Annotated in this window: 22 protein-coding genes and 1 pseudogene; 7 read left to right on the top strand and 16 right to left on the bottom strand. The window is 71.6% G+C overall.

Annotation, left to right across the window (positions count from 1 at the left end; translation table 11 throughout):
• Nucleotides 1-14 precede the first annotated feature (14 nt).
• On the top strand, nt 15-1,244 hold the full coding sequence (locus ACQEV8_RS36850; RefSeq protein ID WP_432969467.1) for a serine hydrolase domain-containing protein: 1,230 nt from the start codon (nt 15-17) through the stop codon (nt 1,242-1,244).
• Between the two features lie 6 nt (nt 1,245-1,250).
• Here ACQEV8_RS36850 and ACQEV8_RS36845 read toward each other — a convergent pair whose 3' ends face one another.
• The 3 genes from ACQEV8_RS36845 to ribA all read right to left on the bottom strand — a co-directional run bounded on the left by ACQEV8_RS36845 (nt 1,251) and on the right by ribA (nt 4,278).
• Nucleotides 1,251-2,408, bottom strand: a complete 1,158-nt coding sequence (locus ACQEV8_RS36845) for a saccharopine dehydrogenase family protein (protein ID WP_432969464.1) — start codon at nt 2,406-2,408, stop codon at nt 1,251-1,253.
• Complete coding sequence (locus tag ACQEV8_RS36840) at nt 2,405-3,460, bottom strand: saccharopine dehydrogenase (protein WP_432969461.1); 1,056 nt, start codon at nt 3,458-3,460, stop codon at nt 2,405-2,407. The genes ACQEV8_RS36845 and ACQEV8_RS36840 overlap by 4 nt, the downstream gene beginning before the upstream one ends.
• 158 nt (nt 3,461-3,618) lie before the next feature.
• On the bottom strand, nt 3,619-4,278 hold the full coding sequence (ribA, locus tag ACQEV8_RS36835; protein ID WP_432969458.1) for a GTP cyclohydrolase II: 660 nt from the start codon (nt 4,276-4,278) through the stop codon (nt 3,619-3,621).
• Between the two features lie 41 nt (nt 4,279-4,319).
• On the opposite strand from ribA, the gene ACQEV8_RS36830 reads away from it, so the two are divergent.
• Nucleotides 4,320-5,063, top strand: coding sequence for a creatininase family protein (locus ACQEV8_RS36830; RefSeq protein WP_432969455.1), 744 nt, complete (start codon nt 4,320-4,322; stop codon nt 5,061-5,063).
• A gap of 83 nt (nt 5,064-5,146) precedes the next feature.
• Here the strand turns inward: ACQEV8_RS36830 and ACQEV8_RS36825 are convergent.
• The 5 genes and pseudogenes from ACQEV8_RS36825 to ACQEV8_RS36805 form a co-directional block, all read right to left on the bottom strand.
• Nucleotides 5,147-6,190 (bottom strand): annotated as a pseudogene (locus ACQEV8_RS36825) (lysylphosphatidylglycerol synthase transmembrane domain-containing protein); the annotation flags it as partial.
• Complete coding sequence (locus tag ACQEV8_RS36820) at nt 6,187-7,266, bottom strand: SAM-dependent methyltransferase (RefSeq protein WP_432969452.1); 1,080 nt, start codon at nt 7,264-7,266, stop codon at nt 6,187-6,189. The pseudogene ACQEV8_RS36825 and the gene ACQEV8_RS36820, both read right to left, overlap by 4 nt.
• Nucleotides 7,263-8,462, bottom strand: coding sequence for a glycosyltransferase family 4 protein (locus ACQEV8_RS36815; protein ID WP_432969449.1), 1,200 nt, complete (start codon nt 8,460-8,462; stop codon nt 7,263-7,265). Before ACQEV8_RS36815 ends, ACQEV8_RS36820 begins: the two co-directional genes overlap by 4 nt.
• Nucleotides 8,459-8,857 (bottom strand): 6-pyruvoyl trahydropterin synthase family protein, encoded by a 399-nt coding sequence (locus ACQEV8_RS36810; protein WP_432969446.1) that lies wholly within the window; start codon nt 8,855-8,857, stop codon nt 8,459-8,461. The genes ACQEV8_RS36815 and ACQEV8_RS36810 overlap by 4 nt, the downstream gene beginning before the upstream one ends.
• A 194-nt stretch (nt 8,858-9,051) precedes the next feature.
• Nucleotides 9,052-10,032, bottom strand: coding sequence for a dehydrogenase (locus tag ACQEV8_RS36805; RefSeq protein WP_432969443.1), 981 nt, complete (start codon nt 10,030-10,032; stop codon nt 9,052-9,054).
• A 108-nt stretch (nt 10,033-10,140) separates the two neighbouring features.
• On the opposite strand from ACQEV8_RS36805, the gene ACQEV8_RS36800 reads away from it, so the two are divergent.
• Nucleotides 10,141-10,902 carry a CDP-alcohol phosphatidyltransferase family protein gene (locus ACQEV8_RS36800; RefSeq protein WP_432969440.1) on the top strand — a complete coding sequence of 254 codons (762 nt, stop codon included), beginning with the start codon at nt 10,141-10,143 and terminating at the stop codon, nt 10,900-10,902.
• 12 nt (nt 10,903-10,914) lie between these two features.
• Here ACQEV8_RS36800 and ACQEV8_RS36795 read toward each other — a convergent pair whose 3' ends face one another.
• Nucleotides 10,915-11,298 carry a winged helix-turn-helix transcriptional regulator gene (locus tag ACQEV8_RS36795; RefSeq protein WP_432969437.1) on the bottom strand — a complete coding sequence of 128 codons (384 nt, stop codon included), beginning with the start codon at nt 11,296-11,298 and terminating at the stop codon, nt 10,915-10,917.
• Nucleotides 11,299-11,422: 124 nt separating this feature from the next.
• On the opposite strand from ACQEV8_RS36795, the gene ACQEV8_RS36790 reads away from it, so the two are divergent.
• Nucleotides 11,423-11,824, top strand: coding sequence for a RidA family protein (locus ACQEV8_RS36790; RefSeq protein WP_432969434.1), 402 nt, complete (start codon nt 11,423-11,425; stop codon nt 11,822-11,824).
• 6 nt (nt 11,825-11,830) lie between these two features.
• On the opposite strand, the gene ACQEV8_RS36785 is transcribed toward ACQEV8_RS36790, so the two are convergent.
• Nucleotides 11,831-13,345 carry an ABC transporter substrate-binding protein gene (locus ACQEV8_RS36785; RefSeq protein WP_432969431.1) on the bottom strand — a complete coding sequence of 505 codons (1,515 nt, stop codon included), beginning with the start codon at nt 13,343-13,345 and terminating at the stop codon, nt 11,831-11,833.
• 152 nt (nt 13,346-13,497) lie between these two features.
• Between ACQEV8_RS36785 and ACQEV8_RS36780 the strand changes: the two genes are divergently transcribed.
• Nucleotides 13,498-14,457, top strand: coding sequence for an ATP-binding protein (locus tag ACQEV8_RS36780; RefSeq protein ID WP_432969428.1), 960 nt, complete (start codon nt 13,498-13,500; stop codon nt 14,455-14,457).
• Between the two features lie 13 nt (nt 14,458-14,470).
• Here ACQEV8_RS36780 and ACQEV8_RS36775 read toward each other — a convergent pair whose 3' ends face one another.
• Nucleotides 14,471-15,013: a hypothetical protein gene (locus ACQEV8_RS36775; protein ID WP_432969425.1), complete on the bottom strand. Its 543-nt coding sequence runs from the start codon at nt 15,011-15,013 to the stop codon at nt 14,471-14,473.
• A 232-nt stretch (nt 15,014-15,245) separates the two neighbouring features.
• On the opposite strand from ACQEV8_RS36775, the gene ACQEV8_RS36770 reads away from it, so the two are divergent.
• On the top strand, nt 15,246-15,566 hold the full coding sequence (locus ACQEV8_RS36770; protein ID WP_382826094.1) for a hypothetical protein: 321 nt from the start codon (nt 15,246-15,248) through the stop codon (nt 15,564-15,566).
• A gap of 136 nt (nt 15,567-15,702) precedes the next feature.
• Here ACQEV8_RS36770 and fusA read toward each other — a convergent pair whose 3' ends face one another.
• From fusA to ACQEV8_RS36750, 4 genes are all read right to left on the bottom strand, one after another.
• Nucleotides 15,703-17,742 carry an elongation factor G gene (fusA, locus tag ACQEV8_RS36765; protein ID WP_432969420.1) on the bottom strand — a complete coding sequence of 680 codons (2,040 nt, stop codon included), beginning with the start codon at nt 17,740-17,742 and terminating at the stop codon, nt 15,703-15,705.
• Nucleotides 17,743-18,083: 341 nt separating this feature from the next.
• Nucleotides 18,084-18,998, bottom strand: coding sequence for a YceI family protein (locus tag ACQEV8_RS36760; protein WP_432969417.1), 915 nt, complete (start codon nt 18,996-18,998; stop codon nt 18,084-18,086).
• Nucleotides 18,999-19,135: 137 nt separating this feature from the next.
• Complete coding sequence (locus tag ACQEV8_RS36755; RefSeq protein WP_432969414.1) at nt 19,136-19,978, bottom strand: NAD(P)H-binding protein; 843 nt, start codon at nt 19,976-19,978, stop codon at nt 19,136-19,138.
• Nucleotides 19,979-20,048: 70 nt separating this feature from the next.
• The gene (locus tag ACQEV8_RS36750) at nt 20,049-20,636 is read right to left on the bottom strand and encodes a TetR family transcriptional regulator (protein ID WP_432969411.1); all 588 of its coding nucleotides are present in this window, start codon (nt 20,634-20,636) and stop codon (nt 20,049-20,051) included.
• Nucleotides 20,637-20,742: 106 nt separating this feature from the next.
• Here ACQEV8_RS36750 and ACQEV8_RS36745 point away from each other — a divergent pair, with 106 nt between their 5' ends.
• Nucleotides 20,743-21,807, top strand: coding sequence for an NAD(P)-dependent alcohol dehydrogenase (locus ACQEV8_RS36745; RefSeq protein WP_432969408.1), 1,065 nt, complete (start codon nt 20,743-20,745; stop codon nt 21,805-21,807).
• Here ACQEV8_RS36745 and ACQEV8_RS36740 read toward each other — a convergent pair.
• A complete protein-coding gene (locus ACQEV8_RS36740; protein WP_432969405.1) occupies nt 21,771-22,784 on the bottom strand; it encodes a hypothetical protein in 1,014 nt (337 codons plus the stop codon). The genes ACQEV8_RS36745 and ACQEV8_RS36740 overlap by 37 nt on opposite strands.
• Nucleotides 22,785-22,796: the final 12 nt, after the last annotated feature.

Here is a 22,796-nt window from a genome sequence, read left to right as displayed (position 1 = left end):
ACGGAGGAAGAGCGATGGCACAGCTGCGACAAGAGGTCGATCCGGATGAGGCGGGGCTGGATCCGCGGGCGCTGAACGACATGGACCGGCACTTCACCCGACTGGTCGACGAGGGGCGGCTGCCGGGCTGTCTCGTGTCCCTCGCCCGGGGCGGGCGGGTCGCGCACCTCACGGCGTACGGCCTGCGGGACATCGCAGCCGGGCTGCCGGTCGAACCGGACACGCTGTGGCGGTTCTACTCCATGACGAAACCGGTCACCGCGGTCGCCGCGCTGCTGCTGGTGGAGGAGGGCCTGCTGTCGCTGGACGACCCGGTCGCCGACCATCTGCCGGCCTTCGCCGAGCCTCGGGTGTATGTCAGCGGCTCCGGGTCCGACGTGCGGACCCGCCCGGCCGACGGCCCCATACTCGTCCGGCATCTGATGAACCACACCTCGGGTCTGACCTTCGGCTTCTACCACACCCACCCCGTCGACGCCCTGTACCGCGCGGCCGGCCTGGAGTCGTCGGTGCCACCGGGCGCGGACCTGGCCGAGACCATCGACGTGTACGCGGGTCTGCCGCTGCAGTTCGAGCCGGGCACCGAGTGGAACTACTCGGTGGCCAGCAATGTCCTGGGCCGGATCATCGAGGTCGTGTCGGGGCAACGGCTCGACGTGTTCTGTGCGGAGCGGGTCTTCGGTCCGCTCGGTATGACGGACGCGGGTTTCCACGTCACGGACGAGCAGGCGCCCCGGCTGTCGGAGATGTACGGGGAGAAGGAGGGCGGCGGCATCGAGCCGATCCCGGGGCTGCCGCTGCGTGGCCGGCCGCGGTTCCTGTCGGGCAGCGGCGGCCTGGTGGCCTCCGCCCACGACTACCACCGCTTCATGGAGCTGCTGCGCCGCCGCGGCGAACTGGACGGCGTGCGGCTCCTCGCGCCCAAGACCGTGGACCTGATGACCCGCAACCATCTGCCCGACGGCGCCGACCTGCGCGCCTTCGGCAGCCGTCCCGCCCACGACGAGCCGGGGAACGACGGGGTCGGCTTCGGCCTCAACTGCTCCGTGGTGATCGACCCGTCCCGCACACTCGTGCCGTCCGGGCTCGGCGCGTACGGCTGGAGCGGCGTGGCGACGACGACGTTCTGGGTGGACCCGGGCCGCGACCTGACGGTGCAGTTCATGACGCAGGTGCGGCCCCGGTCCTCGCACACGGTGTTCCGGGACCTGAAGAGGCTGGTCCACGAGGCCCTGTCGGGCTGAGCCCCGCTACTGGTCGACGCGCAGCGTGAACTCGACTCCCTCCTGGGCGAGTTCACGCAGCCACTGCTCGGACCGGTCCGCCGTCTCGGCGGCGCGGTTCAGGCCCGGCGGCAGGGTGCCGTCCAGGACGTGGCGGACGCCCAGGGCGAGGGTGCGCGAGACACAGCGGGCCATGGCGCTCTCCCCCGCGTCACCCACCAGGTCCAGGAGGCAGCCGCCGGCCCAGGTCCGCCCCGTCTCGGCCCGTACCTCCAGTGACACGGCGAGAACGACCCGGTCACGGTCCGCCTCCGTCGTGGGATAGGCGGCGGCCAGCTCCCGGGCCAGGGCGGCGATCCGCGTGTCGTCGCCCCTCTTCAGCTCCTCGAAGACACCGTCCCAGGCCCGCAGCCAGCCCTCCAGACGCAGGGTGCCGCGTACGAACGTCCGCGGCGTCCAGGCGTCCGGCAGCTCGTACTGCGCGACGAACGGGAGGCTGTCGCGGTTGGGGTAGACCTCGAACGTCTCCCCTTCGACGACATGCCGCCGGGTCGCCTCCCACGGACGGCCGGCGACGGTCTCGGCACCGCCCTCGATGTAACGGGCCGGGGAGCGCAAGGCGTTGAGAACCCCCGCGGGTGCCCAGCTGAAGCGGTACGTGAAGTCGTTCGGGACGGCGGGGACACCGCCGCAGTACGAGGTGAGGGTGTACGAGGCGGGCGTCCCGTCGCCGATGGCGTCCCGGGCCCGGGCGACGAGGGCGTGCGCGAAGAGGTGGTCGATGCCCGGGTCGAGCCCGGCCTCGGTGAGGACGACGACCCCGGCCTTCTCGGCGGCGGGCACGTGATCCAGCACCGCCTGGGACACATAGCTGGAGCAGGCGAAGTGCGCTCCCCGCCCTACGCACTCGGCGAGCAGCGGCGCGTGCTCCGGCGTGGGAAGCATGGACACGACGACGTCGCCGGGGGCGAGTTCGGCGGCGAGCGCGTCCGGCGTGTACGCGCGGGGCTCGGCCCGTCCGGCGAGGCCCAGCCGGCCGAGGGCGTCGGCCGCGCGGCTCTCGGTGCGGTGCCAGAGCCGGACGCGCTCGGCGGTGTCGCACAGCGCGGCCAGTCCGCTGCCGGTGGAGAGGCCGGCGCCGATCCAGTGGACGGTGCCGCTCGCGGGGACCGGGTCAGTGCTCATCGGACTCCCCCTTTTTCGAGGCCGTGTTCACGGCAGGCCTGACGGAACCGGTCAAGGCAGCGTCCCCAGGGCCCGCCGACGCCGAAGTCGAGCAGCTGCGGATACAGGGCCGCCGAGAAGTCGGCGCTGGACTCCAGCGGCAGCAGGGAGGGGAGGTTGTCGATGGCGATCAGGTCGAGCGGGGGTGCGGCACGCAGCCGGCGCACGGGCTCGTCCCAGTCGGTGGTGTCGTCGTACACCGGAAGGACATTGAGCGGGGAGCCGACGTCGCAGGTCACGTCGCACAGAGTGCGCAGCCGGCGGTCCGGGGTGTCGAGGTCCCGCTCCCGGAGGAAGGGCGGGACGGGGGTGGTGGCGAGCACCGCGTTCACCATCACGTCGTGCTCCAGCAGGGCGCGGCGGTCCAGGTCGCGGGTCTCGGCGAGGTCCCAGCAGGTCGGGTCCGCGCCGGCGGCGGCGAACGCCACGCGGGCACCGCGGCCGCTGCGTCCCAGGGCGCCGATGACCAGGCCGGTGAACTCGGCGTCGTCGGCGGCGGGCTTCAGGGCTTCGTCCAGCTCCTCCTTGGTGGTGGGCGTCAGCGGTGCGCGCAACCGGCCGCGGTGCTGCAGCACCGCCAGAGCGGCGCCCAGATAGCCGGCCCAGAAACCGAAGGCGGCGAGGCGCCTCCCGGTGTCGTCGACCAGGTACTCCAGGTCGAACAGCGTCCCGCCCCCGGCCATGAACCGGCCCAGCTGGTCGGCCGCTCCCGGCTGGCCCTTGTAGGCGTGGCCGAAGAAAATGTGCCGGTGCGTCAGTTCAGCTGGGCCCGGGGGCAGTTCCTTCAGGCCGAGCACGACGGCGTCGGGCGGCGCCGTCACCCAGGAGCCCGCGGGCGCCACGCGACAGCCGGCCGCCTCGTACTCCTCGGTCGGGAAGACCCGCTGGGGGGACTCCTCGACGGTCAGTTCCACTCCGTTCCCGACGAGCCGCCGGGCATCGTCGGGCACGATCGGTGTGCGTCGCTCAGTCGTTCGGGCCTCGTGGCGCAGCCACAGATGGAGCTCGGTCATACCAGGTGGGCCTCCGGCGTGAGGCGTCGGCCGCTGAGGGCCGACGCTCAAGGGGCTGACGTCCACGAAGCGTACGCGGCCCGCTTCCGGGTCGCGCACGAATGCGCCCAGGTCACGCCGAGGAGAACCGGAGCCCGCCGGTGCGGGCGCCCGGCGCCTCAGGAGGAGCTGACCACCGCGTCCAGATGGGGCAGGTGGTGGTCGAGACGCTCCCGCTTCGTCCGCAGATAGGTGATGTTGTTCTCGCACGGCGGGATCAGCAGCGGCACCTGCTCGGCGACCTGGATGCCGTGGCTCACCAGCGCGTCACGCTTGCGCGGGTTGTTGGACATCAGGCGGACGGACCTCACGCCCAGGTCCTCGAGGATCCGGGCGGCCACCCCGTAGTCACGGGCGTCGACCGGAAGCCCCAGGGCGAGGTTGGCCTCGACGGTGTCCAGGCCCTCCGCCTGCAGGGCCATCGCGCGCAGCTTGGCGAGCAGGCCGATGCCACGGCCTTCATGCCCTCTGAGGTAGACCACGACACCGGCGCCCTCGGCGACGACCGCGCGCAGGGCGGCGTCGAGCTGGTCACCGCATTCGCAGTGCTGGGAGCCGAAGGCGTCGCCGGTCAGGCACTCCGAGTGCAGCCGGATGAGGACGTCGTCGGTGCCGATCTCGCCGTAGACCAGCGCGACCTGTTCGTCACCGCGGTCGTGGTCCATGTAGCCGATCGCCTGGAATTTCCCGTACACGGTGGGCAAGGGGGCATTGACGACGCGTTCCACGCCGGTCCGCTGCGGTGCCTTCTTGCCGAGTACGCCAATTTTGTCTGTCATGATTCTCGAGTTCCTAAGCAGAGACGAAAGGCCGTGACGTGATGAGTGATCTGGTGCCGGCGGACACCACGGAAGACGTACGGACGCGAGCTGCCGGCGTCTCACGGCAGGTCGCGGTGCTTCCCGTGGGGAGCTTCGAACAGCACGGCGCGTTTCTTCCGTTGGCGACCGACACGCTCGTCGCCTGTGCCGTCGCGCGGGAGATAGCCGGCGCGTATCCCGTGCACCTCCTTCCTCCGGTGACGATCTCGTGCTCGCACGAGCACGCGGCCTGGCCGGGGACCGTCAGCATCTCCTCGGTGACCCTTCATGCGGTGGTACGGGACATTGCGGCTTCGCTGCGCCGGTCCGGGGTCGACGCCCTGGTGGTGGTCAACGGGCACGGCGGCAACTACGTACTGGGCAACGTGGTTCAGGAGTCCTGCGCCCGCGGTGAGCGGATGGCGCTCTTCCCGGCCCCGGAGGACTGGGAGGAGGCTCGGGAGCGGGCGGGTGTGGTCACCTCGCTGCTCACCGACATGCACGCGGGGGAAATTGAAACCTCCATCCTTCTGCACGCTCATCCCGAAATGCTCCGACCCGGTTATGAGACCTCCGATTTCGTCGCTGACGACCGGCGTCATCTGCTCACCCTCGGCATGTCCGGCTATACCGATTCCGGTGTCATCGGACGGGCTTCGCTGGGTTCGGCGGAAAAAGGGAAGGAACTCCTGGCGAGCCTCGCGGATTCCTTCGGGGCGTATTTCTCGTTGCTGACCTCCGCGGACGACGGGGCTGACGGGTAGTCGTTCGCGACCGCGGCGGCCCGGGACCGGGCGCGCAAGCCCGTGTACCAGCGGGCGACGAGCACGATCAGGCCGGGCAGGCTCGCCACGAGGCTGAGCACCCCGTAGACGACCGCGACGGCGAGTCCCCGGCCGGCGCCCAGGCCCGAGGCGGCGAACGCCCAGGCGGTGACGCCCTCCCTCGGTCCCCAGCCGCCGACGTTCAGCGGCAGTCCCATCGCCAGCAGCGCGAGCACCGCGAGCGGCAGCAGGACGGCCACGGAGGCGGCGGCCCCGGCGACGCGGGCGGCGAGTACGAACATGGCCAAGTAACCTGCCAGAACGACCACGGAGGAGACAATGACTCCGGGCCCGTTGCGGCGGGACAGCAGCCCTTCGCGTGCCTCCGCGAGGACCCCGCGCAGCTTCCGGCCGCGACGTGAGGGCGCCGCCCGGTTCATGCGCAGGGCGAGGAGGACGGCGAGTGCGCCCACCGCGGCCAGCGCCGCGAGCGGGGCGATGTGCCGGGCCTCGGACAGCACCGGGGACGGCATGGTCAGCAGCACCACGGCCCCGACGGCGAACAGCGCGATCTGCCCGGCGGCCCGTTCGAGGACGACCGCCTTCACGCCCCGGCCCAGGTCCCCTTCGCTCTGCCCGTGCCGGACCGCCCGGTGCACATCGCCGAGGACGCCGCCGGGCAGGGCCGCGTTGAGGAACAGCGCGCGGTAGTAGTCGGCGACGGCCGGTCCGAACGGCAGCCGGATCCGGAGCCCCCGGGCCACGAGCGCCCACCGCCACGCGCTGAACACCGTGGTGACGAGCCCGATCCCGAGCGCCAGGAGCAACGACGTCCCGTCGATCCGGCTCAGCCCGTCCAGGAGGACGCCGGTGCCGAGCCGCCACGACAGCACAGCGAGGATGACGACTCCGGCGAGGGTGCCGAGATGCGTGCGGGCCTTGCGGGAGCCGAGCCGGGCCAGAGCGGTGCGGATCGGGCCGGGCGACGGGGAACCGGCGGGGGAGGGGGCCTCCGGTGCCGGAGCGTCGGGTTCCCCGAGCAGGCTCCCGCTGTCGCCGCTCCGGGGCAGCCGGTCGCTCTCGACGGTGCTCGGTCGCGGACGTGTCCCCGTCGCCTGGGGGCTCATGACGCTCCGCCCGCCGGGCGGCACAGGGCCAGGAGGTCGGTGTGGTGGACGGTGACGCGCAACTCGCCGGCGGCGCAGGCGGCCAGGCGTTCGGCCAGGTAGGCCTCGGCGCGACCGCGCAGGTCGGGGCGTTGCTCGACGGCGGCGCCGACCCAGCCGCGCAGCCACTGTTCGGTGAGCGCGGCCTGCTCGGGGCCGAGCCGCCAGGGGCTCGGGTGCAGCCGTACGGTCGCGCCGTGCCCGGAGAACGCCTCGGCCGCCGCCGTGACCGCGTCCGGGCCGAGCAGTCCGTCGCGGCGCTGGTGTTCGTTGAACGCCTGGGCGATCTCCGTGTCCAGCGGGTGGGAGGGGGTCAGTTCGACGCGCCCGGCGACGGACAGCGTCAGCAGGGCGGGGCAGCCGGCTCCGGCGCAGGCGGCGGCGAGGGTGCCGATCTCGTCGCGGGTGAGGACGTCCAGCAGCGCGGACGCCGTCACCAGGGACGCGCCCTGCAGGGCGTCGGGCGTGAGGCGGGCGACGTCACCGCGCCGCGTCTCCACCGAGACCCGGCTGCCGTCGGCGGCCGAGCGCGGTGAGGCGACGGCGGCGAAGTGCAGCAGATAGGGGTCGCGGTCGTGCAGGACCCAGTGCTGGGCACCGTCCAAGCGGGGGGCGAGCCAGCGGCCCATCGAACCGGTGCCGCAGCCCAGGTCGTGGATGGCGACGCCCGACTTGCCCGGCAGGTTGGCCAGCCGGATGCGCAGCGGGTCGAGCAGGTCGTGCGACCGCGCGGCGGCGTCGGCCGGCTCCCGCAGCTCCAGCCACTCGGGCGCGTAGCGGGGCGGATCGTCGGGGTCGGCCTCGCGCAGCTTCACGGTGGGCCGCGAGCCGGGTGTGCCGCTGGGTCCTGCGCCCGGGATGACGGCGCCCTCGGCGCCCGCCACGACGGCGTCACCCACCCACGCGATCACCGCGTCACCCGGCTTCGGAGCCGTGGCGTCCACCGGCTTGACGGCCTCTGCCGGCTCGGCAACCTCTCTGGGCCCGGGCTGCGTCGGAATCGCCCCGCTCTGCTGGGTCGTCGCCGGGTTCGTCATGCGGCCCTCCGGGGTTCGTTCGGAAGCCGGCGCAGTACCGCCGCCAGGCTCTGTGCGGTCGTGGCCCAGCCGTCGAGGGAGGCACGGCGACTGCGGGCGGCGGCCTTGAGACGACGCCGTACGTCCGCCTCGCCGAACCAGCCGCGCAGTTCGGCGGCGATGGCGGCGGGGTTCTCCGGCGGGACGAGGATGCCGGGCACACCGCCGTCGGGGGCGCGGCCGACCGCCTCGGGGAGCCCGCCGACGTCCGTGGCCATGACCGGGATGCCCCGGGCCAGTGCCTCGGTGACGGCCATGCCGTAGGTCTCGGCGTAGGAGGTGAGGACCATCAGGTCGGCGGTGGAGTAGCTGGCGTCGAGTGCGGCGCCCGACTTCGGGCCCGCCAGCTCCAGCCGGTCCTTAAGGCCGTGCTCGGCGATGAGGGACCGCAGATGGGCGACGTACTCGGGCTCCTGGGTGAGGCTGCCGACGAAGACGCAGCTCCACCGCAGGTCGGTCACCGTGGCCAGCGCCTCCACCAGCCGGTGCTGGCCCTTGCGCGGGGTCACGGCGGCGACGCACAGCAGTCGCGAGACACCGTCGGTGCCGGGCGCGAGGGGCGCGATGTCGGCGCCAGGGGCGGCGACGTGGACGCGCTCCGGGGGAAGGCCGTGGTGGGAGACCAGGCGGCGGACCGCCCAGTCGCTGGTGGCGATGACCGCCGGCACGGCCCGCAGCACCGCCCGCTCCTTGGCGTCCAGTTCGGCGGCCACGACCGGGTCGAGCCCCGTCTCGTCGCCGAGCGGGAGATGGACGAGGACGGCCATGCGCAGCCGTTCCGCCTCCGGCACGACGATCTCCGGGACCCCGCAGGCCACCAGGCCGTCGAGCAGGACGACGGCACCGTCCGGCAGCGCGCTCAGGGCGCGGGCCAGTTCCGTACGGGCCGCCGCTCCGGGCCGGGGCCAGTCGCCGGCGACGGCGTGCTTGGTCACCTGCCAGCCGAAGCCGGGCAGGTCCAGGCAGACGCGCCGGTCGTAGGCGTTGCCGCCGCTGGGTGCCGCCGGGTCGTCGATGCCGCCCGGGAGCACGAAGTGCACGGTGCGCAGGGACATGGGGATGATCTCGGCGTTCTTCAGGGCGGTGTGCTGCACCGGAACATAGTTCAGGCGTGCCGGTCCGGTCTGGCCGGGCCGCTCGATGGTCGTGTCGGTCACAGCGCACGCTCGTAACTCGCCCAGGCGATGTGCGACTCGTGCAGGGTGACGGACAGGGCCGCGATGCCCTTGGCGCCCTCGCCCAGCGCCCCCTTGTGGATGCGCTCGGCGAGCCGGTCGGCGATGACCTTGGCGAGGAACTCCGTGGAGGTGTTGACCCCCGCGAAGTCGGGTTCGTTGTCGAGGTTGCGGTAGTTCAGCTCGCTGACAACGGCCCCGAGTTCCTGGGTGGCCAGCCCGATGTCGACGACGATGTTGTCCTCGTCCAGCTGTTCGCGCCGGAACGTGGCGTCCACGAGGAACGTGGCCCCGTGCAGGCGCTGCGCCGGTCCGAAGACGTCGCCACGGAAGCTGTGGGCGATCATGATGTGATCGCGGACGGTGATGCTGAACAACGGACGACCCTCCAGGTGCGGCGCGTCTGCTCCCCCGCTGTCGGCTGCCGGGGATGCCGGGTAATACGGCTCCTTGCCTTCCCCTGTTCAGCCTCCGCTACGTCTTTTCTCAGGTCAGGCGCTCTCGTCGTACCGATGTCGTACCGGATGGAACGAATCGTCAGCCGATGCGCCAATCGCGCTCGTCGTACGGGTTACGCACTTCGGTCGTAGCTGACGCGGTGGCACAGCGCGGGAATCTCGCCCGAGGCGAGCCTCGGCAGCACGTCCGGCAGCTCCTCGAAGGCCGATTCGCCGGTGACGAGGGCGTCGAGCGCCGGGTCGGCGAGCAGGTCGAGGGCGACGGCGAGCCGGTCGGCGTAGCTGCGGTTCGGACGGGCCGGGGAGACGGTGCCGACCTGGCTGGAGCGGATGACGAGCCGCCGGGAGTGGAAGGCCTCGCCGAGCGGCAGGCTGATCCTGCGGTCGCCGTACCAGCTCAGTTCCAGCACGGTCCCCTCGGCGGTGAGGAGTTCCAGGGACCTGGCCAGTCCCTGCTCGGTGGCGCTCGCGTGGACGACCAGGTCGCACTCGCCCAGGGCGTCCGCGGGGGTGGCGAAGCCGACGCCCAGAGCCTTGGCGATGGCGGCACGGGACGGGTCGGCGTCGACCAGCTGGACGCGGACGCCGGGGAACCGGGCGAGCAGCGCGGCCACCGAGCAGCCGACCATGCCGCCGCCGACCACGGCGATCCGGTCGCCGACCAGGGGCGCGGCGTCCCACAGGGCGTTGACGGCGGTCTCCACGGTCCCGGCGAGCACGGCCCGTTCGGCCGGCACGGCGTCCGGTACGGGTGTGACGGCCCGGGCCGGGACGACGTACCGGCTCTGGTGCGGATAGAGGCAGAACACCGTACGGCCGGCGAGTTCCCCGGGCCCTTCCTCCACCACGCCGACGTTGAGGTAGCCGTACTTCACGGGGCCCGGGAAGTCGCCCTCCTGGAACGGTGCCCGCATGGCCGTGTGCTGGCTCACCGGCACACCGCCGCGGAAGACGAGCGTCTCCGTGCCGCGGCTCACACCGGAGTACAGCGTGCGGACCAGCACCTCGCCCTCGCCGGGTTCCGGCAGGGTGACGTCCCGGATCTCCCCTCGCCCAGGCGAGTCGATCCAGAACGACCGTGCGGTGTGCTTCATCGAAGTCCTCCTGAACGATCGGGAAGCTGCTTGCGTACCGAGGGGTGCACAGGCCGCGCACAAAGTAGCGGCGTTGATCGACTCTGTCACACGGCCGGAGGGTGTTCGGTGGCCCTGAACAACACTTACGACGCGAGGCTCGTCCAGCAGGAGACCGCCCTGGGGGCGGGAGTGCAGGTCCTGCTGCTCGCCCTGATCGGAACGGCGATCGGGATGGGCCCGGCGGGCTGGCTGACCGGCCTCGCGTTCGCCCTGGCCACCTGGGCGGTGCTCTCCCGGGCCCTGCACCGTTCCCGGCTGCGGTCCTTCGGTGCGGCCAACCGGGTCACCCTCGGCCGCGCCACCCTCGTCGGCGGGGTCACCGCCCTCGTCGCGGACTCCTTCCAGAGCTCGCCGCCCGTGTCGCTGTTCGTCGGCCTGACGGCCATCGCCCTGATCCTCGACGGCGTGGACGGCAAGGTGGCCCGCCGCACCGGCACCTCGACGGCCCTGGGCGCACGCTTCGACATGGAGGTCGACGCGTTCCTCATCCTGGTGCTGAGCGTGTACGTGTCGATGGAGCTGGGCCCGTGGGTGCTGCTCATCGGCGGTATGCGGTACGTCTTCGTCGCCGCCGCGCGGGTCTGGCCCTGGCTGACCGCCGCCCTCCCGCCGAGCACCGCCCGCAAGACGGTCGCGGCTCTCCAGGGCGTGCTCCTGCTGGTGGCGGGCGCCGATCTGCTGCCGTACGCGGGCAACTTCGGGGTCGCCGCCCTGGCCCTGGGCCTGCTGGTGTGGTCGTTCGGGCGTGACGTGATGTGGCTGTACCGGACCTCGCGGGTCGAGGAGACCGCGGCCCGGCGGCAGGTGCGGGAACTGGTCGCGAGCTGACGCCTCGGCCGGTCAGGCCTCGAACCGCCTTCGTGCCGTCTCGATATGACCGAGGTACTGGTGGGTCCAGCCGCAGAGCAGGTCGACCGTGGCCCGCAGGGCCCGGCCCGGCTCGGTGAGCGTGTACTCGACCTTCGGCGGCACGGTGGGGTGCACCTTCCGGTCGACCAGGCCGTTGCGCTCCAGCATCCGCAGGTTCTGGGTGAGCATCTTGTGGCTGACGCCTTCGACCTCGTCGCGCAATTCGCCGAAGCGCAGCGTGCGTTCGCCGAGGGCCTCGATGATCAGCAGCGCCCACTTGTTGGCGACGTCCGAGAAGATCTCGCGCGCCAGCGAGTCCGCCCGCCGCAGATCCGCGTCCGCGGGCAGACCGCTCAACTCCTGCTTGGTCACCATCTGGTTCCCCAGTCACCGAAAAGTGCGTTATTCCAGGTCGGCGGTCACTCTCCTACAGTTCCTGAGTAACCGCAAGAGAGCACGTGGTCGCGTGCTCGGCGGAAGGAACGGAAGGACAGCAACTGTGACGACTCCCGATGTCTACGACCACGCCATCCCGGCCGAGACCCACTTCGGCTACGCGCAGGCGATCAGGTCCGGCGACCTCATCCATGTCTCCGGGCAGCTCGCGTTCGACGATGCGGGCGGCTTCCACCCCGAGGACGACGTGGCCGGCCAGCTCCAGCAGACCTACGTCAACATCGACAAGGTCCTGGCCCACTACGGCGCCACGCGCAACCAGGTCGTCTCCCAGACGCTGTACGCGGTGGACCTGGTGCGCCACGCCGAGGCGGTGGCGCAGGCCAACCGGGCGTACTTCGGCACCCACCGCCCGGTCGCCACAGCCCTCGGCGTCACCGAGCTGACCTTCCCCGGGCAATTGGTCGAGATCAGCTGTGTGATCGACACCAAGCTGCCCGCGTGAGAGAGCTCAGCGACGCGTCCCGATACCCACCAGGGTCCGCTCGTACGGGTCGAGGACGACGCCCCGGACCTTGGTCGACACGCCGGCGATGATCTGCTGGTGGGCCAGCGGCACGACGGCGTCCGTACCGAGGATCGCGGCCTCGGCGGCCATGGCGGCGTTCTGTCGCTCGCCGGTGCCGTCGGTCCCGTCGGCCTTGGTGACCGCCCGGTCGACGTTCTTGTCGCAGAGCAGGGCCAGGTTGTAGCTGCCGTCGCAGGTGTAGTCGCTGCCGAGGACGCCGACGGGGTCGCCGGTGTCGAGGAGGCTGTTGCGGGCGCCGATGAAGGCGTCGAACTTCCCGGCGAGGGCGTCGCTCTCCAGCCGTGAGTACTCGCGTACCTCCAGCTTCACCTTGAAGCCGGCCTTCTCCAGTTGCTGCTGCACCACCTGGGCGGTCTCGGGCAGCTCGGGCCGGTTGTCGTAGGTGGCGAGGGTGATCTGCTCACCGTCGGGCTCGACGGCCTCCGCGCGCCCGGCCGGCTTCACCCGCTTGCTCTCGGCCCAGGTGACGGCGGGACCGTAGATGCCGGCGCCCGGGTCGGCGTACCCCTCGAAGACGCCCTTGACGATGGTGGAGGAGTCGACCGCCTCGCGCGCGGCGGCACGCAGCTTCGGGTCCTTGAAGGGACCGGTTCTGGTGTTGAGCTGCAGGCTGGTGGTGCGGGTGGTGCCGGCTTCCTTCAGGGTCGCCTTGTCGAGCGTGGCGGCCTGGGCGACGGGGATCGCCTCGGCGATGTCGACGTCGCCGGTGCGGACCGCGTTGGCGCGTGCGGTGCCGTCCTTGACGAAGCGGGCATCGACGCCGGAGGCCTGGGCACGACCTCCCCAGTAGTCGTCGAACCGGTCGAGGGTGGCGGACCCGCCGCCGTTGACCTTCGTGATCTCGAAGGGGCCGGTGGCGGTTCCGACCGGATCGGGGCTGCCCTTCTCTCCGTACGCCTTCGGGGAGAGGATCGCGAGGCTCGGGCTGGACAGCCGCATGGGCAGGACGGGATCGGCGGCTGCCGTGGTGATGCGCAGGCCGCGGTCGCCGTCCGCCTTCACGTCGAACGAGACGCCGGCGAGGGCGGCGGGCGCGGGCTTCGCCTTCGTGGCGCGGGTGAGCGCCGCGGCCACGGCGGACGGGGTGACGTCCGGGCCGTCCTGGAACGTGGCCTCACGCAGTGTGAATCGCCAGGTGCGGTCGTTTTCGCGGCGCCAGGACTCGGCGAGCGCGGGGGCCGCGGCGCCGTTGGCATCCAGCGCGGTCAGGCCCTCGGTGACGCCGAGGCGGCTGAGGAGGGTGGCGTCGGCTCCGTACGGCGAGAAGTTCTCGGCGGGCGGGAAGGCGAGGGCGACACGCAGCCGGGAGCCCGACTGCCCACCGTTCGACGACGACTCCCCTCCCGGGGAGGCGAAGCAGCCGGCCAGGCACGGGACAAGGACAAGGGCGGCGAGGAACCTGGGGCGGCTCTTGATGCTGTGGGGACGCACTTGCACAGCATATGCACCAAGGAGCGCGAGCGATCGGCCGGGTGAGCCGGGCCCCGGCCAGAGAGCAAGTCCCATATGGCCCAAGCAATTTGACAGTGACGGCGATCACTCCTTAAACCTAACCACATGACATCCGTTTTCAAAAAGGTGGGACGGCCGTGAGGATCGCGTTCGTCGGCAAGGGCGGCAGCGGCAAGACCACACTGTCGGCACTCTTCTCCCGCCACCTGGCACGCTCCGGCGCCCCGGTCCTCGCCGTCGACGGCGACATCAACCAGCACCTGGCCGAGGCACTCGGCGGGCTGGAGAAGTCCGCCCCTCCCCTGGGCGCCCACCTGTCCTCGATCAAGAACTTCCTGCGCGGCACGAACCCCCGCGTCTCCTCCCGCGAGGCGATGATCAAGACAACTCCCCCAGGACGCGGCTCCCGCCTCCTGCGCCCGCTCGGCGACGACGAACTGCACGCCCGGCACGTCGGCCGCGCGGGCGGCGTACCCCTGATGGTCACGGGCGAGTTCGACGAGTCCGACCTGGGCGTGGCCTGCTACCACTCCAAGCTCGGTGCGGTCGAGCTCTACCTCGGCCACCTGCTGGACGGCCCCGGCGAGTACCTCGTGGTCGACATGACGGCAGGCGCGGACGCCTTCGCCTCCGGCCTGTTCGCCCGCTTCGACCTCACCTTCCTGGTGGCGGAACCCACCCGCAAGGGCGTCTCGGTCTACCGCCAGTACCGCGACCACGCCCGCGAGTTCGGCATCCGTGTCGCGGTCATCGGCAACAAGGTGACCGGCGAGGAAGACCTTCTCTTTCTGAAGGAGGAGGTCGGCGATGACCTGCTGACCCACCTGATGCACTCGCCGTGGGTCCGGGCGGCGGAACAAGGACGCACGGAGCCGGGGCCGGACCCCCTGGCATCCCTGGAGCCGCACAATCGCCACGCGCTCACCGTCCTCCGCGAGACGGTCGACTCCCACCGACGCGACTGGGACCGGCTGTACCAGCACGCCGTGGAGTTCCACCTGCGCAACGTCCGGGCCTGGGCGGACGCGCGCACGGGAGAGGAACTGGCGGCGCAGGTGGATCCGGACTTCGTCCCGGGGCCGGCCGCCCTGCGCTGACTCATCCCACCGGCTACTCGATCCCCGTGGCATCGAGTAGCCGGACCACGTCCTTTCGCCCGTACCCGACCAGTCGGGCGCGGTCGGCGGCCATCAGCACCAAGTGGGCGACGATCTGCGCCGCGTATCCGTTCTTGGTGTCCGCGTCGAACCATTCCTGGGGCTTCTCCACACCCAGGCTGTTCATCACCAGCCCGTGCTCTCGGCGGACCTCCGCGACGGTAGCGGCGACCGCTCCCAGGAGCGTCTTTCCCGGCCGCTCGCACTCCAGGGCGAAACACCCCCAGTCGACCGGCACGCACCCTTCCGGCGGACGCGCCCGCAGCCCCGCATACCGCTCGTCCCCGAACCCGGTGGCCCGGAACTCGTCGTGGACCAAGGAGAACTGATGGAACCCGGGCGGGACCGGAGGGGGTGCAGGCGTGTACTCCCACCCGGCGTCCTCGTACAACTGCCGCTTGACCTCCTCCTCTTCGGCATGTGTCACGGTGAAGCCGTTCGCCTCGTTGCGCCCGGTCGTCGTGCCGTCGGGGTTGCGGTGGAAATGAAGGCCCATGGTGTGCTCCCACTGCGTGATGACAATGGACGAGAATTCCCCGTCACCAGCTCGAACGGCCCGCGAAGCCGGCCCGTGCCCACCCCTCCACAGCATCACCCGATCGCGTGAAACAGACGGCGCGGGAACTGGTCGGCTTCGCGGGATCGGCGGTTGCCGCGCTCCGGCTGACCGGTACCCGGCAGACCGCGAACTCCCAGTCCGGACGTCGTCGTTGACCTACGGTGACGTCATGACGACGAAGCCTCTCCCCCACCTCACCCCGACCGGCACCTGCTGGTGCGGATGCGCCAAGAAGGTCGGCGCCGGATCCTTCTTCGCCCCCGGTCACGACAAGGTGGCCGAAGCGGCGCTGCTGGCAGTCGAGTACGGCTCCTCCGTGGCCCAGTTGCTGCACGGACACGGATACGGTCCGGGACATTCGGTGAGCACCCGTGCCGTGTCCGAGGGCGTGTGGCAGAGGTGCTCGTCCTGCGACTACGCCGGCGCCCCGGCGAGCATCGCCAACCACACCAGGCGGGCGCACTCCACCGCGATCGCCGACCAGGTCTGAGGATCGGCGAACGATGACCGGGGCGACACCGGCCGGCGCTCCGCTCCAGAGCAGGCGGTGCGGCATCACGGTGGCCGCGCGCGTGGGCCGGGGTCCTCTCCCTTCCTTGCCGGAACGGGAGAGGCCCGGCGGAGCGCTACCGCACCGTCGTCACGACCGGCGCCGGCGCATAGCCGGTCGGCCGGGTCGTGAAGGTGCCACGCCCCTGTGTGCGGCTGCGCAACCGGGTCGCGTAGCCGAAGAGTTCGGCCAGCGGCACGGTGGCGGTGACGACCGCCGCGCTCGCCCGGGTGACCGAGCCGGTCACCCGGCCGCGCCGGGCGGCGAGGTCGCCGAGCACGCCTCCCACCGCGTCCTCGGGCACGGTGACCGTGACCTCGACGACGGGCTCCAGGAGGAGCATCGCGCAGGCGCGCAGGGCCTCGCGCAGGCCGAGTCGCCCGGCCGTGCGGAACGCCGTGTCCGAGGAGTCCTTCACATGGGTCGCCCCGTCGGTGAGCGTGACGCGCAGCCCGGTCACCGGGTGGCCGCCGAGCGGCCCTTCGGCGAGGGCGTCACGGCAGCCGGCCTCGACCGCCCGGACGTACTCCTGCGGCACGCGCCCGCCGACGACCGCCGAGCGGAACGCGAAGCCGTCCTCGTGCGGCTCCACATCGAGGACGACATGGGCGAACTGCCCCGCCCCGCCGTCCTGTTTGACGTGCCGGTACACCAGTCCGGACACACCCCGGGCGACCGTCTCGCGGTAACTGACCCGGGGGCGGCCGATGCTGACGTCCAGGCCCAGCTCGCGCCGGAGCTTCTCCACCGCCACCTCCAGGTGCAGTTCACCCATGCCCGACAGCACCGTCTGCCCGGTCTCCGGGTCGGTCCGCACGACCAGCGAGGGATCCTCCTCGGTCAGCCGTGCGAGCCCGGAGGCCAGCCGGTCGGTGTCGCCGGCCCTGCGCGATTCGACCGCGACCGAGACCACGGGCTCGGGCACGCCCGGAGGCTCCAGGACGAGCGGGGCGTCCGGAGCGCACAGGGTCGAGCCGGCGCGGGTGGACTTCAGTCCGACGACGGCGACGATGTCGCCGGCGACCGCCCGGTCCAGCGGGGCGTGCCGGTCGGCCTGGACACGCAGGATCCGGCCGATCCGCTCGGTGCGCCGCGCGCTCGCGTCCCACAGGGTGTCTCCCTTCTCGATCGTTCCCGAGTAGATCCGCAGGTAGGTCAGCCGGCCTGTGGGGGTGGCGTGCACCTTGAAGGCGAGGGCGGCCGGCGGTGCCGCCGGGTCGGCGGGCCGCTCCTGTTCCTCACCGTCGTCGGTGCCGCGGACCGGCGGCACGTCCAGCGGCGAGGGCAGATAGGCCACGACCGCGTCGAGCAGCGGTTCGACACCGCGGTTGCGGTACGCCGAGCCGCACAGCACGACCACACCGTCGCCGTCCCGGGTCAGGTCCCTAAGCGCCGAGGAAAGGGTCCGCTCGCCGAGGGTGCCCGTGTCGCAGTACTCCTCCAGCGCGCCCGGATGGAGTTCCGCCACGGCCTCCTCCAGCGCCCGGCGGCGTGCCAGGGCCTCGTCCCGGAGGCCGTCCGGGACCGCTGCCTCCTCGCAGTTGTCATCGTCGGTCCACAGCAGCGCGCGCAGGCGTACGAGGTCGACGACGCCGGTGAAGGTGTCCTCCGCGCCGACGGGCAACTGCACGACCAGCGGGGCCGGGTGCAGCCGCTCCCGGATCGACGCCACGGCCGCGTCGAGGTCGGCACCGGCGCGGTCCATCTTGTTGACGAACGCGATCCGCGGTACGCCGTGCCGGTCGGCCTGCCGCCACACCGACTCGCTCTGCGGCTCCACCCCGGCCACCGCGTCGAACACGGCCACCGCGCCGTCGAGCACCCGCAGCGCACGCTCCACCTCGTCGGCGAAGTCGACGTGCCCCGGGGTGTCGATCAGGTTGATCCTGTGACCGTCCCAGGCGCAGCTCACCGCCGCGGCGAAGATGGTGATGCCCCGGTCGCGCTCCTGCGGGTCGAAGTCCGTGACGGTCGTGCCGTCGTGGACCTCTCCGCGCTTGTGCGTGGTTCCGGTGGCGAACAGGATCCGTTCGGTGACGGTGGTCTTGCCGGCGTCGACGTGGGCGAGGATGCCGAGGTTGCGGACGGCGGCGAGCGGGTTGTGGTTGGTGCGCACGGCCCATGGCCTTTCGAGGCGTTCAGGAAAGGGGCAGCGCGATTTCCGGGCGAGGCAGGTGTGGTGACACACGTCCGCTTCGGCTCACTGACGCTATGTCAGCGAGCCGAAGCAGGCGCTGTTCAGTCGTTCGTCCCGGTCATCCGGCGCCGGCCGCGCAGCGGGCACCGGAGCGACGAGGACACGAGGATCACCTCGTAGCGCGACAGGGAGACGGCGGCAGCGGTGTGGTCACGCATGGCGGTCTCCCTTCATTCGTCACGTCAGTGCGCACCGCTCACATCGTGGGCGGCGCCGGTACTCGGTGAGTGTAGGGAGGTCGGCGGGGAGCGGGCCAGGGATTATTCCGGCGGGGTCGGGGTGTCGTGGGTCCGGTACATCGCCTGGACGTCCAGCTCCAGTTGGACCGTCGGCCCGACCACCGCGATGCCCCGGGCCAGCATGGTGCGCCAGTTGAGGGTGTAGTCCTCGCGGTGCAGTTCCGCCGTCGCCAGGGCCGCGCAGCGCAGCTCCTGCCCGTAGCCGCCGTTCACCGTGCCGAGATACGTGGTGTCGAGCGAGACGGAGCGGCTCACGCCGTGCATCGTGAGGGAGCCCAGCAGTGACCACTTGCTGCCGCCGCGATAGGCGAAGCGGGTGCTGTTGAAGTCGATGTACGGGAAACGTTCGACGTCGAGGAAGTCGGCGGACCGCAGATGGTTGTCGCGGGTGGTGTTGCCGGTGGTGATGCTGGAGGCGTCGATGCGGACGGACACGCGGGAGGCCGTCATGTCCTGCGCGACCTGGATCCCGCCGTCGAAGCGTTCGAAGCGGCCGTGGACGTTCGCCATGCCGACGTGCTTGGCGATGAACCGGATCGCGGTGTGCGGCGGGTCGAAGAGCCATGTTCCGGGCGCCGGCAGCTGGAGCGCCTCGGCCGGCTGCAGCCAGACGCGCTCGGTGGGCGTCGACGTACCCGTGCCGATCTCGATCGTCTCGCGGTGTGGCCGCAGACCCTCCGCCGCGACCAGCAGGCTGTACCGGCCGGGCGGCAGCGCGGCGAGGAAGTAGCCGTACGGGTCGGTCGTCCCGCGGACGGCGACACGGTGGGTGTCCAGGGCGGTGACGGTGACGTCCGTGCCCGCCAGGGGCGAGCCCATCGGGTCCACGACTTCACGGGCCACGGCACCGGCGCCGGACGGAAGGGGGAGCGCGAGGCCCGCCGCCGCGGCGGAGGCGCCCTTGAGCCGCCGTCGCCGGAGCAGTGCGAGGGCCATGATGTTCACCTTTCATCAGGTGGCACGGCCGTCCGCAGCGGTTCAGCGCACGCCGACGGCCGCACCCTGTTGCGGTCACACCCCCTTTTCGATCTTGCGGCACCGGGCGCCGGGACGGGTGTCTCAATACGAGACAGTCAGGGCTGATTCCGGAAAACGTCGGCGTGTTCGCCGGTCCACTGGGCGAAGGTGCGGGCCGGGCGGCCGGTGACCTTCTCGACGGTGCCGGACACCGTGCGGCCCACCTCCGGGGTGTTCCCGTATGCCTCGAGCAGGAAGCCGATCACGTCCTCGGGGAGGAACGCCGCCCGCCACCGGGCGACGGCCTCCTCCTCCGTCAGCTCGACCAGGGCGATCTCCCGGCCAGCCGCGGCGGCGACGGCCGTCACCTTGTCGCCGACGGTGAGCACTTCGGGGCCGGTGATCACGTACTCCTGGCCCGCGTGGCCCTCCTCCGTGAGCGCGACCGCGGCGACGGCGCCGATGTCGCCCTCGTGGACCATGGCACTCAGCCGTGCGACGAACGGCTCTCGTACCTCGCCCGCCGTCTGGATGCCGTCCGCCCACTCCAGGGCGTTGGCCATGAACTCGACGGGCATGAGCACAGTCCAGCTCATTGCGTCGTCGCCGCGCACCGCGTCCTCCAGCGGGGTGGGACCGCCGCCGTGCAGCACGGTGATCCGGCGGACACCGGCCGAGCGGGCCAGTTCCAGGATCCTGGGGCCGGTCTCCAGCGGGGTGAAGGCGGCTCCGCCGAAGGTGATCAGGTGGAGTCCGGTGATCCCCTCCAGGGCGGGGGCCAGGCTGCCAGGGTCGGTCAGGTCGCCCTCGACGACCTCGACACCGTCCGGGAAGACGGCGTTCGCGGCGTCCCGCGTAAGGGCACGGACCGCGTGGCCACGGGCGAGCAGTTCGGCGACCACGTGGCGGCCGACGGTTCCGGTGGCACCGGTGACAAGAATCTTCTGCGTCTGCGTCATGCCACGACCGTAGGAACCCTTGCGGTCACCTTCTGTCCGCGAACTCACCGCTGCGAGGGCGGACTCGGCCTCAGCCGGCCGTCATGGCGCGGCGGACGCTCTCGCGGAGCAAGGTACGCCGCTGCTCATGCAGTTCGGGGGGCTCCTGCGCGGTCGCGGCGTAGACATTGCTGACCGGCGACCAGGCCATGGACATGGCGATCACCATGGCCATCACGTCGAACGGGTCTCCCCGGCGCACCAGGCCGGCGGCTTGCGCCTCCGCGATGGCGCGCAGTTTGTGATCTTCCAGGCGGTCGGGGTCGTCGACCAGATGGCCGGCCGGGCGACGCTCCAGGCGTGCCCAGGTGGCCAGCCGGATGAGGTCGGGGCGGCGGAGATACTCGTCGTAGAGGCGTACGGCCCAGTCCGCGAGGTCGGCGGCGTCGATCGGGACGACGTTCACGATCCGCTCCAGCGAGCCGAAGAAGATGGCGTCGAAGAGCCCCTCCTTGCTGCCGAAGTAGGCGTAGAGCTGCGCCTTGTTGGTGCGGGCGGCGGCCACGATCCGTTCGACGCGCGCGCCGGCGATCCCGTGCTCGGCGAACTCCTGGGTGGCCACATCGAGGATGCGCTGGTACGTCGCGGCTCCGCGCGAGGTCAGGGGCTGATCAGCCATGCCCCCACGCTATCAAACAGAACAGTTTGTTTGCCTGGCGGACGGGATGACCCTAAGCTCGAATAGACCAACCGGTCTGTCTATGGTCTGTCTATGGGGAGGCGTCATGAGGAACACCGTTGGCTGGCAGGTGGAAGGTCCGTCACCGACACTGCGGCGGGTGCCACTGGAACGACGCGATCTGCGCCCCGACGACCTCGCGGTCCGGGTGGACTACTGCGGTGTCTGCCACACGGATCTGCACGCCGTCAGTTCAGATCCGCACGCCGTCAGTTCGCGGGACGGCGACGGAGGCCGACGCCTGGTGCCGGGCCACGAGTTCACCGGCGTGGTGACCGAGACCGGCCCCGCGGTCACCCGCTTCTCCGTCGGCGACCCGGTCGCGGTCGGCAACATCGTCGATTCGTGCGGCGCGTGCGCCATGTGCCGGGCCGGCCACGAGAACTTCTGCCACGCCTTCCCGACCCTGACCTACGACGGCACCGACCGCCACGACGGATCGACCACACTCGGGGGCTACTCCCGCGAGTACGTCGTCCGCGACCGCTTCGCCCATCCGCTTCCCGCCACGCTGGATCCGGCCGCCGCCGCTCCCCTGCTCTGCGCCGGGATCACGGTCTGGGAGCCGCTGCGCGCCCTCGGTGCGGGGCCTGGGACCAGCATCGCGGTGGCGGGACTGGGCGGGCTCGGCCACCTCGCGGTCAAGCTGGCCGTGGCGCTCGGCGCGGACACCTCGGTGATCAGCCGGTCACCGGACAAGGCCGACGACGCCCGTCGTCTCGGCGCCCGCGGTCTCATCGTCTCCACGGACCCGGAGCAGATGGCCGGCGCCCGCGACCGGTTCGACGTCGTCATCGACACCATCGCCTCCCCGCACGACCTCGGCCCCTACCTGCGCCTGGTCGCGATGGACGGGACGCTCAGCCATCTCGGGCACCTGGGACCCGTCACCGTGGAGACCCTCGACCTGCTCATCGGACGCAAGAAGCTCAGCTCCGCGGGCAGCGGCGGCATGCCCGCCACCGTCGCCATGCTGGACTTCTGCGCCGAGCACGGCATCACCGCCGACATCGAACTGCTGCCCTCGGCACGGGTGAACGAGGCCCTCGACCGTCTCCGGCGAGGCGACGTCCGCTACCGCTTCGTGCTCGACATGTCCGACCTGGACTGAACGGTCTCCTCCCGAGCTCGCAGCTCCCCGTGGAGCCGGGCGAACACCGCGCACACCAGCGGCATGGCCAGCGGAGGCAGCAGGAGAAGGGCCACGGCCGTGGGCAGGATCAACACGAGCACGCCGGTGATCCACACATTGTCGTCGCTGAGCCACAGCATGCCGAGTCCGGCGAAGTGGGCGAGAGGACCGGCCACGTACCGGGCGAGCCAGAAGACAAGCACGGCGGCCGCGGTGACCAGCGCGCCCACGCCGAGGGTGCGCCGTCGTGCACGGCGGGTCAGCACCCAGGAGCGGTACAACGCCGCGAACGGGGAACGGCGCTCCAGCACCGTCTCGGCGGTGGCCAACGCCAGGCGGGCGTAGAGCAGCGGGCCGAGACACCCGACGGCGATCGGCAGCACCCAGCCCACCAGCGTGTACTGCGGGGACGCGGTCTCGTTCAGGGGTGTCGGCTCGACGCCGGGCACCTCGCGGCTCTCGACGAGGGCCCACAACATCAGGCCCATCGCCACCACGGCGCCCACAGCCACCCCGGTCAGCGCGTTGACCACGACGGCGGCGGCAAAACGCCGACGGGTGCGCCGCCACAACTCGCGGACGGCCAGCGGCCCGCCCTCGCGCCTGGCGTGAGAGTCGCCGACGGCGTACGCCGCGTGCAGGACGGAGACGACGAGGAGTCCCAGGGCGAACAGCAGCAGCGTCACCACGAGACCGACGCTCCTGAGCGGGTCCATGCCGCCGTCGGCGTAGGCCACGTAGGAGTCCTCGTTGGCTATGTTGCGGTCCGCGTAGTCCCGGACGTTCTCGAAGGCGTCCCAAGCCGCCGCGAATCCGCCGGCCAGGATCGCGCAGCCGAGCACGACGGTCAGGGCGGACACGAGCAAGGTGAAGCCGTACAGCGCGCGGCGGTGGCGTCCGAGGACGTCGAGCGCCCCGCCGATGCCGTCGGTCGACTGGATTCCGTCGCGCGCCATGACCTGGACTGA

The organism is Streptomyces sp. CA-179760, from assembly GCF_050937045.1.
In the GTDB taxonomy this organism is placed as follows: Bacteria; Actinomycetota; Actinomycetes; order Streptomycetales; family Streptomycetaceae; genus Streptomyces.
The sequence above is the reverse complement of the archived record's forward strand: the minus strand, read 5'-3'. Positions and strand labels throughout refer to the sequence as shown.